Annotated in this window: 9 protein-coding genes and 1 pseudogene; 6 read left to right on the top strand and 4 right to left on the bottom strand. The window is 30.6% G+C overall.

The genetic code is table 11. The features are described from left to right. Positions 1 to 153 precede the first annotated feature (153 nt). Together RMN92_RS08090 and RMN92_RS08085 are read right to left on the bottom strand one after the other, a co-directional pair. Positions 154 to 534, bottom strand: a complete 381-nt coding sequence (locus tag RMN92_RS08090; RefSeq protein ID WP_309608963.1) for a response regulator — start codon at positions 532 to 534, stop codon at positions 154 to 156. Then, positions 531 to 4,244 carry a PAS domain-containing protein gene (locus RMN92_RS08085; protein WP_309608962.1) on the bottom strand — a complete coding sequence of 1,238 codons (3,714 nt, stop codon included), beginning with the start codon at positions 4,242 to 4,244 and terminating at the stop codon, positions 531 to 533. The genes RMN92_RS08090 and RMN92_RS08085 overlap by 4 nt, the downstream gene beginning before the upstream one ends. A 138-nt stretch (positions 4,245 to 4,382) precedes the next feature. Here RMN92_RS08085 and RMN92_RS08080 point away from each other — a divergent pair, with 138 nt between their 5' ends. The 5 genes from RMN92_RS08080 (at position 4,383) to RMN92_RS08060 (ending at position 10,085) form a co-directional block, all read left to right on the top strand. Beyond that, entirely contained in the window at positions 4,383 to 5,729 is a 1,347-nt protein-coding gene (locus RMN92_RS08080; RefSeq protein WP_309608961.1) for a DEAD/DEAH box helicase, read from the top strand. Positions 5,730 to 5,883: 154 nt separating this feature from the next. Next, entirely contained in the window at positions 5,884 to 7,812 is a 1,929-nt protein-coding gene (locus RMN92_RS08075) for a BatA and WFA domain-containing protein (protein WP_309608960.1), read from the top strand. Continuing rightward, positions 7,809 to 9,062, top strand: coding sequence for a dihydroorotase (locus RMN92_RS08070; RefSeq protein ID WP_309608959.1), 1,254 nt, complete (start codon positions 7,809 to 7,811; stop codon positions 9,060 to 9,062). Before RMN92_RS08075 ends, RMN92_RS08070 begins: the two co-directional genes overlap by 4 nt. A gap of 11 nt (positions 9,063 to 9,073) precedes the next feature. Then, the gene (locus RMN92_RS08065) at positions 9,074 to 9,397 is read left to right on the top strand and encodes a hypothetical protein (RefSeq protein ID WP_309608958.1); all 324 of its coding nucleotides are present in this window, start codon (positions 9,074 to 9,076) and stop codon (positions 9,395 to 9,397) included. Positions 9,398 to 9,443: 46 nt separating this feature from the next. Next, positions 9,444 to 10,085, top strand: a complete 642-nt coding sequence (locus RMN92_RS08060; RefSeq protein ID WP_309608957.1) for an alpha/beta fold hydrolase — start codon at positions 9,444 to 9,446, stop codon at positions 10,083 to 10,085. Positions 10,086 to 10,293: 208 nt separating this feature from the next. On the opposite strand, the gene RMN92_RS08055 is transcribed toward RMN92_RS08060, so the two are convergent. Together RMN92_RS08055 and RMN92_RS08050 are read right to left on the bottom strand one after the other, a co-directional pair. Further along, a complete protein-coding gene (locus RMN92_RS08055) occupies positions 10,294 to 10,761 on the bottom strand; it encodes a hypothetical protein (protein WP_309608956.1) in 468 nt (155 codons plus the stop codon). A 5-nt stretch (positions 10,762 to 10,766) separates the two neighbouring features. Further along, a complete protein-coding gene (locus tag RMN92_RS08050; RefSeq protein WP_309608955.1) occupies positions 10,767 to 11,531 on the bottom strand; it encodes an MBL fold metallo-hydrolase in 765 nt (254 codons plus the stop codon). A 91-nt stretch (positions 11,532 to 11,622) separates the two neighbouring features. Here RMN92_RS08050 and RMN92_RS08045 point away from each other — a divergent pair. Next, positions 11,623 to 13,076: pseudogene (locus tag RMN92_RS08045) on the top strand (TonB-dependent receptor). Positions 13,077 to 13,283: the final 207 nt, after the last annotated feature.

The raw sequence follows: 13,283 nt of genomic DNA, 5'->3' as shown, positions 1-13,283 counted from the left end.
GAGCAACAGAGCGACCAAAGGAAGCTCCTGTTGCGAGCATAGAAAAAAAGCTTTTGAGACGAGGGCTAGAGCGAAAAGTTGGAATAGGCACGAAAAAGAAAATTGTATTGGCAAAATGTAATTGTTATAAACATTTCATTTTCCATGAAAACCCTACAAACAACTCACCAACTTATTCAACTTTTCATTATTTATTGGTTTTGAAATAAAATCAATCACTGTCGAGAAAGTTTTTGACTTTTCAATATCGGTTTTATCAATAGAGGATGACATGATGAAAATTTTGAATCGTTCCTTGTTTGGTAGTTTTTCAAGTGCTTCCAGAAATTGCCAACCATCAATAACTGGCATGTTTATATCCAACAGTATGACATCTGGTTTAAAATCGTGTGAAGTTAACATTAAGAGTACCTCTTCACCATTTTTAAAATCTAAAATTTCATTGAAATTTTTGTTTTGTTCTAAAAACTTTTTTAGAACAAAAGTAAAAATCTTGTCATCGTCTATAATGTAAGTTAAGTCTATTTTGCTCATATAAAATACAAGTTAAAAATGGTTCCTTTGCCAACTTCGCTCTCTACTTCTACTCTTCCACCCATAGACTCTATATGGTTTTTTACCATGAATAATCCTAGTCCTATGGCGTCATCATTGCCATGAAAGGTTTTGTACATTCCAAATATTTTATCTTTATTTCTAGCTAAATCTATTCCCAAACCATTGTCTTGGAAGCTCAATTTTATTTCGTCGTTAATTTTTAAAGCTGTAATATTTATTTCAGGATTTCTCAAATTGGACTTGTATTTAATTGCATTAGTGAGGAGATTAAATATAATACTTTCCAAATAAGATGGCGTTGCATTTAAAGTTATATTTTTATCAATATTAATTTTTATTTTGGCTTCATTGGTTTTCACAAATGCGTTTATTCCTAAAACCGATTTTTCAATTTCATCCTTCAAATTTAGGATTTTACTATCGCTATTTATACCACTTTGAACAGCCACTGTTTCGTTTAAATAATAAATGGTATCTGCCAATTTAATGGTACTTTCCTTCATCATTTGATAATATTGATCTTGGTCTTCTGGATTTTGAGTTTCTGAAAATAAATCCAATATCATAGATAAATTGCTGGTGTGCGAACGGATATCGTGCGATACTATATGTGTAAAATTAATCAGTTTTTGATTTTGCTTTTCGGTAATTTTGTGTAACCTGTTCTTTTCTTTTTCTACTTCTTTTCTGGTAGAAATATCTCTGGTTACTACAATGTATTTCAAATACTGACCTTTTTTATCATACATCACATTCACTGAATCTTCACGCCAATTGTATACATCATTGATATCTAAAACCCGAAGTTCTATTTTGAAAGCTTCCATTTTACTTTCTAAACAATTGTATATGTAATTTTTAATGGTTTCAAAATCATCCGGATGTATATTTTTTAGCATTTGGTCAATTGTAAAATCTTCATCGTCTTTTGGCGTATATTTCAATAAATATTTGCAAGCAGGCGACATGTAGGTAACAATATTATTTTCGTAAATAAATATACCGTCGGTTGTATTTTCTGAAATAATTCTTAGTTGTTGCTCGCTTTCGGAAAGTTTTGTTTCAATTAGTTTTCTGTCATCAATATCACGTGAACTTATAATATATTTTGAATATTCACCTGGTTTCTGATTGTCATCATAAATGACATTGGCCAAATCTTCTCTCCAATGGTATTTCCCATGAATATCTTTTAGTCTGTATTCAAATTTAAAGGATTCTATTTTATTTTTCAAATAAAAACCAACCAATTCTTTGATTCTTTCTACATCGTCTGGATGGATGCTATCATAAATATAAACCGATTTTTTTTCAACAATCCTTTTATAATCATAGCCTAAAAAACTACAGTAAGAAGGTGAAGCGTATTTAATTTTATGGTTTTCTAAAATGACAAAACCATCAGAAGAATTTTCTGTAATTAATCTGAGTTGTTGCTCGCTTTCTACAAGTTTTTCATGTGATTTTTTTCGCTCAGAAACATCTCTAGATATTAAAATATATTTGGAATAGCTTCCGTCTTGATTGTAAATTACATTAACGGAATCTTCATGCCAAGCAAATTCACCATTGGCCAATTTAAATTTATAGTCGTATGAAAACATTTGCAATTTATTTTCCAAATTAACCATAATTAATTTAGAAATTCTTTCAAAATCATCTGGATGAATCAAATTATATATCTCGTCATTACCCATTTTTTTTAGACTTTCTTCAGTGTAACCAGAAAGTTTTTGAAATATGGGTGAAGCGTAGGTTATTCGTCTATTCTCAATAATAACTACTCCGTCTGAGGTATTTTCAAATATAAATTTAAGTTTTTCTTGCTTTTCATGAAGTTGCTTTTCTGCTTCTTTTCTTTTATTTTCTTCCAATGACAAACTTAAAAAATCTGCCAATGATCGTGCAAAAGTAATGTCGTTTTCTGACCAAACTCTTGGATCGTCACGATGTTCGAAACATAGAACGCCATGAACTTTACCATTTTCTCGAACTGGAATATCGAGCATATCTGTAATTCCTAAAGGTTTTAGATAATTATCAATCAGTTCGGTTGTAGATTCGTTGGTCATTACATTATCTGCAATTAATGCAGTTTGCGTTGTTATTGCGCTAAAATATTTCGGTAAATCTCGAATATTTAATCTTTGATTTTTAAGCGAATCCGTAACAGTTATATCAATCAAATTTTTGCAAACCAGTGTTTCTCCTTCCAATTCCCAGTAGTTTGACCTATCAATATTTAATCCTTCCAATGCAATTCTGGTTATCGTTGTTATTTTATCCTGAATAGACAATTCTGTTGTATTTGAATACAATTTTACCAAAAGTTTATTTTGCAAATCGGTTTGCTTTTGCTTTTTGATGGTTTCTATTTCATGATTCTTCTCTCGGGTTATATCTCTTGTAATGACTATGGCTCTATGATAATTTTTTTTAGGATCAAATTGAATATTCATAATATCTTGTCTCCAAATAATATCTCCATTTTGTTTTTTACACCTAAAAGTATATCTTATTTTTGGGGTTTTATTATCAATTGCGTCTTTGATAATTTTATCAATTCTTTCTTTATCATCTTCATGAACTAGATGCAAACAATCGTTGCTTAGGGCAGATTCTTTTTCAATAAAATCAAATCCAACCATTTTTAGATACGATTTTGAAGCAAAAACCATTTTTAAGTTTTCCAAAATAAATATTCCATCAGAAATATTTTGCGATATAAAATCAAACCTTTCTTGATTTTCAAGCAAATTTTCCTCTACTTTTTTTCTTTCATTTTCTTCTATAAATAAGGCTAAAATATCTACAATAGATCTGGCGAAAGAAATATCATTGTCTGACCAATTTTTTTTAAATTTTATTTTTTCACAACACAACGTTCCTATAAGTATGCCATTTTCTCTGATGGGTATGTCTAATAAACTCTTGATGTTCAAAGGAATCAAATAATCGTTGTTCAATTTATTTGTAATATGATTTGTTTGTGCATCATCCGCAACTATTGCTAATCCTTCTTGCAAAGCTTTGAAATAATTTGGAAAGCTAGTTTTTAATAAATTTGGGCTTGTGTTAAAACTATCAATAGTAACATCATATAAATTTTTACATACCAATTTATCATCCTCAAATTGCCAAATGCCCGCTCTAGAAATATTCAATCCTTTACAAATTGCTTTCGTAATTTCGTTGTAAAGCTTATCGACAGTTTCAAAATTTGTAAATGATGATTTGTATAAATCAATCAGAATTTCAAATTGATTGACAGAATAATTTAATGAAAGATTATTCCAATTATTGTCCAAAACTCCTATTATTCTAGTGAGCTTGTTTTTACTATTTCGTTTTGGATACAAACTGATTGATGTGGTTACAATTTCATCTTTAACGTTTTGAAATTCCACTTCCAATTTTGGAAAAACGTTATCTAATATAGAAGTGAAATTATGTCGTGGCGTTAATAACATATTCACTTTAGATTTCCATAAAAGCAGATCATTGTCTTGATTTTCAAATTTGAATCCCAACTTTTTCCAAATGGAATTAGAAACCCAAAGATTGTTTTTATTTTCGTAATCCCAAACAAAAAAATATTTTTTATTTGACGAAATTACTTTGTCAAATAAATGGTAATCTTCTTTTAAATAATTATAAAAATCTTGTTTTAAATAGTTATCGTTCATATTAAAAAGAATATTAATTTAACAACAAACTAATGTACGAAATTTATAGCATTGAACTTATATTATTTTACAAGAACAAATTTACGATATACCAATATATTTACTTTTAATAGAATACCTTTGCAAAAATTAAATAAAATGTCAACTTTCGAGCAATTCAATCTTCCAAAATCCATTCAAAAAGCGATAGATGATCTACAATTGACTACGCCAACACCAATTCAGGAAAAATCATTTCCTGTGATTATGTCTGGACGGGACATGATGGGAATTGCACAAACGGGAACTGGAAAAACATTTGCCTACCTTTTGCCACTATTAAAACAGTATAAATTTACGAATACCAATACGCCAAAAATCGTAATTTTGGTTCCCACACGTGAGCTTGTTGTTCAAGTGGCGGAAGAAGTGGAGAAATTGACAAAATATATGTCGGTTAGTACTTTAGGAATTTATGGTGGTGTGAATATCAATACACAAAAAAAACAAGTATATGAAGGTGTCGATATTTTGGTTGGTACACCTGGTCGAGTCATGGATTTGGCGCTCGATGCCGTAATTCGTTTCGATGATACCCAAAAATTAGTCATTGACGAGTTTGATGAAATGTTAAATTTGGGTTTTAGAACTCAAATTACTTCTATTCTTGCGATGCTTCGAACCAAACGTCAAAATATATTATTTTCTGCTACAATGACTGACGAAGTGGATGCTATTTTGAATGATTATTTCGATTTTCCAGAAGAGGTTTCGCTGGCACAATCTGGAACTCCATTGGAAAAAATCGAACAACTTTCGTATAATGTTCCCAATTTTAATACGAAAACTAATCTACTAAAACATTTATTGCATATTAATGATGGCATGTCTCGAATTCTGGTTTTTGTAAACAACAAGAAAATTGCCGATATGCTTCACGAACGAATTGATGCCGATTTTCCTGATCAATTTGGCGTGATACATTCCAATAAATCTCAGAATTACAGATTAACCACCATGGCAACTTTTCAAGAAGGCGAATTGCGTGGATTAATTACTACAGATATTATGGCGCGTGGTTTGGATATTTCCAATGTGACACACGTAATTAATTTTGAAGCACCCGAATTGCCGGAACAATATATTCACAGGATTGGTCGTACTGGTCGAGCCGATGCAAGCGGAATTGCCATCAGTTTTATTGCCCCGCGAGAAGAAGAAATTAAATTTGCTGCCGAAGTTTTAATGGGAAAAGAAATTGAAATTTTGGAATTGCCGTTGGAAGTTGAAATTTCAAAATTATTGATTGGTTCTGAAAAAGAAAGGGAAGTCGTCAAGTTTTTAATGAAGAAAGTGACTTTAGACGGTGGCGCATCACACCACGAAAAGTCAGAAAAAAATAAAAAAGTCAATTTGGGTGGTCCATCAAAAACCAAGAAAAAAACAGGAACTTCTGTTAATAGAAATATTTTGAAAACTAGAGCAGCAAAGAAGAAGAAAAAATAGTTATCATTAATAATTGATAATTGACAATTGATAATTATCTTTGAAAAAATCATTACAAATCAAGTAATCAAAAATGATTTAATATTGTATTCGCAAGTCTTAAACGCTTGGTTTTTATCGTAATTCGTAATTTTTAATTCGTAATTGATTCTTAATGCAATTTAAACACCCAGAAATTCTATATTTTCTTTTTTTATTGGTCATTCCAATTCTGGTGCATTTATTTCAACTCAGAAAGTTTAAAAAAGAGTTTTTTACCAATGTCAAATTTCTAAAGGAACTCTCCATCCAAACTCGAAAAAGCTCAAAAATTAAAAAATGGCTACTTCTCACCACAAGATTATTACTATTGACATTTTTAATTTTTGCCTTCGCACAACCATTTTTTAAAGCAAAAGATAGCGAAAATAGCAACAACGAATTGTTTGTGGTTCTTGACAATTCTTACAGTATGCAAGCCAAAGGTCAGAAAGGCGAATTATTGAAACGAGCTGTACAAGATTTGATGGAGTTTGCGCCAGAAAACAGTAATTTTTCATTGATTACCAACGATGAAAATTATTGGGACACCAATATTAATGCAATCGAAAAAGACTTACAAAACTTAAAATACAGTGCGATTCCATTTTCTTTAGAAACCGCTTTAACGAAAATAAAATCTCGAAAAACGTTTGTAAACAAAGATATTGTTGTGATCACCGATGCTATTGGAATGAACAAAAATCATTTAAAAAGCAGTAAAGAAAACGATAAAACCTATTTTATTATTCCAAAAGCAGAACAACTTAAAAATATCGCAATCGATAGTGTTTATATGTCGCAAACGCTCGATAATTTTTATGAAATAACCGTTCAGTTTTCGTCAAATTCTGAAGAAGATAAAGCCATTCCAGTTTCTGTTTACAACCAAAAAGAATTGATTGCCAAAACGATTCTTAATTTAAAAAAGAATAAAGAAATAGTCAATTTTACAATTCCGAAAAAAGATTTTCATGGTTATGTCAGCATCAATGATAATAGTTTGGCTTTCGACAATACATTGTATTTTACAATTTCTAAACCTAAATTAACTTCTGTTTTAAGTATTGGTGAAGCTGAAAAGAGTAATTTTTTGTCGAGAATTTATACAAAACCCGAATTTAATTATTCAAATTCTAGTATTACAACTTTAGATTACAGTCAGCTAAACAAACAAGATGCTGTTATTTTAAATGAACTTGATAATATTCCAGTAGCATTGCAAACTAACTTGAAATCGTTTGTCGAAAAAGGTGGCAATGTGGTTTTGATACCATCAGATAAAAATGAAATTTCCAATTTGAATGCTTTTTTAAGTGTTTTTGGCGGCATTCAATTTCAAGATCTTCAAATGCAAGAAAAAAAGATAACCAAGATTAATTTTTCAAATCCATTGTTCTCTAATGTATTTGAAAAAAAAATTACCAATTTTCAATATCCAAATGTCTTAAAATCATTTATTGTAAAAAGCAATTTTCCTCAAGCAATAAGTTACGATGATCAAAGTGCTTTTTTAACTTCGGTACAAAAACAAATGGGAAATTTATTTGTTTTTTCTGCACCAGTTAACAAAACCAATAGCAATTTTCAGAATTCGCCACTTATTGTGCCAACTTTTTATAAAATGGGTTTAAGCAATGACAAAAATGGAGTGAAAGCTGAAACGATTGGCAATTCAAATTCAATCTTAATTGCAGCCAAAATAAACAATAACGAAATTATTTCTATAAAAAATGCATCAGAAGAATTTATTCCGTCGCAACAAATTATGAACGATAAAGTAAAAATAACTTGTGCTGATAATCCAAAACAAGCTGGAAATTTTGAAGTGATGCAAAATAATAAAATGGTCGAAAACATCAGTTTCAATTTTGATCGAAAAGAAAGTAATTTAAAGAAGCCAAGCAATGAAACTTTATCAGATTTGAACAAAATTGAAAGTATTGAGACCTTTTTTGAAACAATCCAAATTGACAGAACTGATAGTCAAGTTTGGAAATGGTTTCTTATTATTACTTTATTATTTATTTTTCTCGAAATATTGATACAAAAATTTGTAAAATGAATCTAATTATCAGAGATGCCCGAATTATTGATCCAAAAAGTGATTTTCACAATCAAGTCATTGATATCAAAATCAATAACGGTTTGATTGAAAAAATGAGTTCCAATATTCAAAACACTGAGAATTTTGAAGAACTCAAATTAGAAAATCTGCACGTTTCCAAAGGTTGGTTCGACAGTAGTGTTTCGTTCGGCGAACCAGGTTTTGAGAATCGAGAAACTATTGCAAACGGATTACAAGTAGCCGCAAAATCAGGATTCACAGGCATTTGTTTGCAACCTAACTCCTTCCCTATTCTGGACAACCAATCGCAAATTAACTTTGTAAGACAAAAAGCGAATGGTTTTGCAACCCAACTTTTCCCAATTGGTGCATTAACAAAAAATAGTGAAGGGATTGAATTAGCAGAACTTTTTGATATGAAAAATGCTGGAGCAATGGCTTTTGGTGATTATAATAAAAGTCTGGACAATGCGAATTTGCTCAAAATAAGTTTGCAATACACACAAGATTTTGACGGATTGGTTATTGCATTTTGCCAAGACAATACCATAAAAGGAAAAGGATTGGTCAATGAAGGTATCGTTTCTACTATGTTGGGTTTGAAAGGAATTCCATCGCTTGCAGAAGAATTAATTATAGCCAGAAACCTTTTTATTTTAGAATATACTGGAGGAAAATTGCATATTCCAACCATTTCAACAGCAAAATCGGTTCAATTAATAAAAGATGCCAAAGCAAAAGGTTTATATGTTACATGCAGTGTTGCTATTCACAATTTGATTTTAACCGACGAATCTATTGAAGGTTTTGATACAAGATTTAAAGTTTCGCCACCACTTCGCACCGAGGACGATAGAAAAGCATTGATTGCTGGAATTATAGACAATACTATTGATTGCATTACATCTGACCATAATCCTATTGATATTGAAAACAAAAAAATGGAATTTGATTTGGCAAAAAATGGAACTATTGGATTAGAAAGTGCATTTGGAAGTTTACAAAGTATTTTACCTTTGGACATTATTATTGAAAAGTTAACATCGGGAAGAGTTATTTTTGGTCAAGAAAATAAAGGTTTGGAAGAAGGTGAAAAAGCCAATATTAGTTTATTTAATCCAGAAGGAAAATCAATTTTTACATTAGAAAATATACTTTCAAAATCAAAAAATTCTGCCTTTTTAAATCAACAATTGAAAGGAAAAGTATATGGAATTTACAATCAAAATCAATTAATCTTATCTTAAAGTAACAAAAAATGGAAAACAATATCGAACAAGGAAAGCAAACTGCCATTATAAGTTATTTGACTTTTATTGGAACTGTTATCGCTATTTTTATGAACAATGAAACTAAAAATAATTTCGCTTCATTTCATATCAGACAGTCACTAGGAATATTTGTATCTTGGTTTGCATTAGGCTATTTTGTTAGCTATTTTGACAATTGGGGTGTCTCCTCTGGATTTTATCTTTTCATATTTATATTGTGGATTTATGGTTTTGTGGGTGCTATTCAAGGTGAACAAAAATTGGTTCCCATTGTTGGAGAATTTTTCCAAAAATTATTTAAAAACTTATAGTTTTAATTCCAAAGCCCAAATATCAAATCATAATTCCTAAATCAAAATGAAACTCCATCACCTCATTAGAGAACCAAAAATAAAATTAGATAAAAATCCATTACTGCTATTGCTTCACGGTTATGGCAGCAACGAGCAAGATTTATTTTCATTTGCATCAGAATTGCCAGAAGAATATTATGTCGTTTCTGCACGTGCGCCATACAACATGCAATATGAAAGCTACGCTTGGTATGCCATTGATTTTGATGCCGATGAAAAGAAGTTTTCAGACTTAAATCAAGCCCGGACTTCTCGAGATTTGATTGCTGAATTTATAGATGAATTGGTTGCAAATTATCCAATTGATGCAAATGATATAACATTAATTGGTTTTAGTCAAGGTTGCATTTTGAGTTATGCTGTTGGTTTGTCGTATCCAGAAAAAGTCAAAAGAATAGTGGCTATGAGTGGCTATTTTAATACAGAAATTGCAAAAGATGGTTTTGAAAAAAATGACTTTTCTCAATTGAAAATATTCGCTTCACACGGCACGGTTGATCAAGTAGTTCCAGTAGATTGGGCACGAAAAGCAAAACCTATGCTGGATAGTTTAGGAATTGAAAATGTGTATAAAGAATATCCTATAGGTCACGGAATTTCTCCTAGCAACTTTTTTGATTTTAAAAAATGGTTGGAAAATATTTAACCACAAAGTCCACAAAGATTAAACCACAAAGTTCACTAAGATTTTACCACTAAGTCACAAAGAAATCACAAGGTTTACCAAGAATTCGGAAAATCTATGAATCTTCGTGAGCTTAATTAAAATTTTATTTATATTTGTATCGTGACCTTTGTGCTTTTCTTCGTGACCTTTGTGGTTAAAAAATCCAAAATAACTTCTTCATTAAAGACTATTCTTGTGGATACAACAATGTTTCCGCAGTCTCAAAAGTTACACTTTCATCTTTTTCAATAAAATACTTAATAATAATTTCGCCCCAACCAGATGGCCCAGTAAAATCGGCAATAATCCATCGGTGGTTTAGAAACCTAACTTTGTTAATAACCATTTGATCGTAGGGAATCAATTTATTTCCAGCAGGATTTGTGTTTAAATCCATTAATTTTTCTTTAACTTTTGGCATTAATTTTTGGACATCATATTGCTCCAAATAATCAATGGCTTTGTCATTATAAGATAACGAAAAGTAATCGCCTTCTTCTTTTTCAGCTACCATTTTGGTAAGACTATCTTTCATTCTTGTACGATATTTTTCATTTTGAGCTGTTTCAAAATTGAATTTTTTGGTAGAATACATAAACTGAAAAATATTCATTAAAACTGAAAATATTAAAGCGTATAAAATTATTTTTTTCATTATTATTATAAATTAATTGTCAAATTATCATAAGCCAAAAATACATTTTCTGGCAATTTTTTTTGTACCTCATCATGAAAGCCCAATATGTGACTAATGTGAGTTAGGTAAGCTTTTTTTGGCTTTACAATATTAATAAAATCCAATGCTTCTTCCAAATTAAAATGGGTGTCATGTGGCTCTTCTCGCAAAGCATTTACAACCAAAACATCTAAATTTTTTAGCTTTTCAATCTCGGAATTTTCAATAGTTTTAACATCGGTTAGATACGCAAAGTTATCAAATCTGTATCCAAAAACTTGCAAATTGCCATGCATGAAGTTTATGGGAATTATTATTTTATTTTCTAAAATTATATTTTGATTATTGACAACTTCTACTTCAGTAACACCTGGAGCACCTGGATATCTATTTTCGGTTTCAAAAATATAATCAAAACGTTTTTTTAAATTTTTTAGAATTCTTTCGTGACCATAAATAGGAATATTTCCTTGTTTAAAAAAAAATGGTCGAATATCGTCCAAACCAGCAGTATGATCCGAATGTTCATGGGTGAAGAGAATGGCATCTACTTTTTGACAGTTGGAAGTAAGCATTTGTTGTCTGAAATCTGGCCCACAATCAATGACAATGGATAAATCATCCCATTCAATCCAAATAGAAACTCGCAATCGATGGTCTTTTGGATTTACACTTTTGCACACAGAATGTTGGCTTCCTATTACGGGAATACCTTGTGATGTGCCAGTTCCTAAAAAATAGATTTTCAAGCGAATAATTTTTTACAAAAATAAAGATAATTTTGATGTAAAACTTCGTATTTTGTTAACTTTGCAAAGTATTAATTCAATAAATAAAAAATTGGACACAGAAATCACGCTTAAAGGAGACAAGGTTATTGAGAAAATTCCATCAACGACCGACAAAGCTTTGAGAATAAATCTTAACGACAATATTTATGGGACCTTTGCAGAAATTGGTGCCGGTCAAGAAACAGTTCGTCATTTTTTTAGAGCTGGTGGTTCTTCTGGAACTATTGCAAAAGCAATGTCTGCATACGATAAAGATTTTAGTGATGCTATTTATGGTATTGAAGAAGATGGTCGGTATGTAACCGAAAGTCGTCTTAAAAAAATGTTGGATCATGAAGTAGACTTGATTGAACAGCGTTTAAATAGAGACAAGCATCCTACCAAAATGTTTTTTAGCTACGCCAATACGGTTGCCACTATAGATTTTGCAAAACAATTTAAAGGTCATGGTTGGGTTGGAATTCGATACCAAATTGATTCCGATGAAGCTTATAACGAGATACTTTTGCACATCCGTTTTAAAGAAACCGATGGCAAATTGCAACAAGAAACCCTAGGTAAACTAGGTGTAAATTTAATTTATGGCGCCTTTTATAAATACAATGATCCAAAAAGATTACTACGCTATTTATATGATCATATTGATATTGACCAACTAGAAATAGATACTATAAATTTTTCTGGACCACGATTTGCCGATGTAGACAACAGATTAATGAGTTTGCAACTGGTAAAAAATAGAATGACAGATGCTGTGATGTTTGATCCTACTGGGAAAAATATTTACCAGCAGCTGTTTTGTACAAAAAAAATATTTTGGCATTACGTGGCAGTTTCCGTCCTGTAACCAAAGTAAATATGGACATGTACGAGAAATCGCTTCAAATGTTTGTTGATGGTAATAAAGTAAAAAAAGAAAATACGCTCGTTATTTTCGAAATCACGTTATCCAATTTAAGTTCAGGTGGCGAAATTGATGAACGCGATTTTATGGACAGAGCAGAATTGTTATGCTCTTTGGGTCAGACAGTTATGATTTCCAATTTTCAAGAATACTATAAAGTTGTAGAATATTTTTCTAATTACACGAAAGAAAGAATGGGATTGGCTCTGGGAGTAAATAATTTAATTGATGTTTTTGACGAGAAATACTATCGTCATTTGAGTGGTGGCATTTTGGAAGCATTTGGAAAACTTTTTTACCGCGATTTAAAAGTTTTTTTGTACCCAATGGAAGACGAAGATGGAAATGTCATCAATTCACAAAATCTTAAGGTACATCCACGTATGAAGGAATTGTACAAATTCTTTGCCTACAATGGAAAAGTTATTGATATTACGGATTTTGAAAGAGACAACCTTAAAATATTTTCTCGAAAAGTACTCAAAATGATTAGTGAAAATCAAGCTGGCTGGGAAGAACTGCTTCCTTCTGGTATTGCCGATATGATTAAGAAAGACCATTTATTTGGTTTTGACAATAAGATTTTAGAGAAGGCTTAAACTTTTAATATTCCAATTAAAGCTTTTGTTTAAATCTTTTAAAATCTAACAAATATTCATAATCAAACACAAACTTCAAATAAAAAATTGACTATTTCCAATAAATTATTAGGTTTCACACCAAAATGAAATTTATATCCCGATAGCAAGATTGTCTTATACAATTATATTTAGCCAAATAATTCCAAATTACTTAACTCTAGTTGT

This window comes from Flavobacterium sp. (assembly GCF_031363805.1).
In the GTDB taxonomy this organism is placed as follows: domain Bacteria; phylum Bacteroidota; class Bacteroidia; order Flavobacteriales; family Flavobacteriaceae; genus Flavobacterium.
This window is presented reverse-complemented; position numbering and strand designations above follow the sequence as displayed.

What these genes read in the sequence shown, in the direction of transcription:
- RMN92_RS08065 (WP_309608958.1), top strand. Translation starts at nt 9,074, where the DNA reads ATGGAAAACAATATCGAACAAGGAAAGCAAACTGCCATTATAAGTTAT.
- RMN92_RS08090 (WP_309608963.1), bottom strand. Translation starts at nt 534, where the DNA reads ATGAGCAAAATAGACTTAACTTACATTATAGACGATGACAAGATTTTT.
- RMN92_RS08060 (WP_309608957.1), top strand. Translation starts at nt 9,444, where the DNA reads ATGAAACTCCATCACCTCATTAGAGAACCAAAAATAAAATTAGATAAA.
- RMN92_RS08085 (WP_309608962.1), bottom strand. Translation starts at nt 4,244, where the DNA reads ATGAACGATAACTATTTAAAACAAGATTTTTATAATTATTTAAAAGAA.
- RMN92_RS08055 (WP_309608956.1), bottom strand. Translation starts at nt 10,761, where the DNA reads ATGAAAAAAATAATTTTATACGCTTTAATATTTTCAGTTTTAATGAAT.
- RMN92_RS08080 (WP_309608961.1), top strand. Translation starts at nt 4,383, where the DNA reads ATGTCAACTTTCGAGCAATTCAATCTTCCAAAATCCATTCAAAAAGCG.
- RMN92_RS08075 (WP_309608960.1), top strand. Translation starts at nt 5,884, where the DNA reads ATGCAATTTAAACACCCAGAAATTCTATATTTTCTTTTTTTATTGGTC.
- RMN92_RS08070 (WP_309608959.1), top strand. Translation starts at nt 7,809, where the DNA reads ATGAATCTAATTATCAGAGATGCCCGAATTATTGATCCAAAAAGTGAT.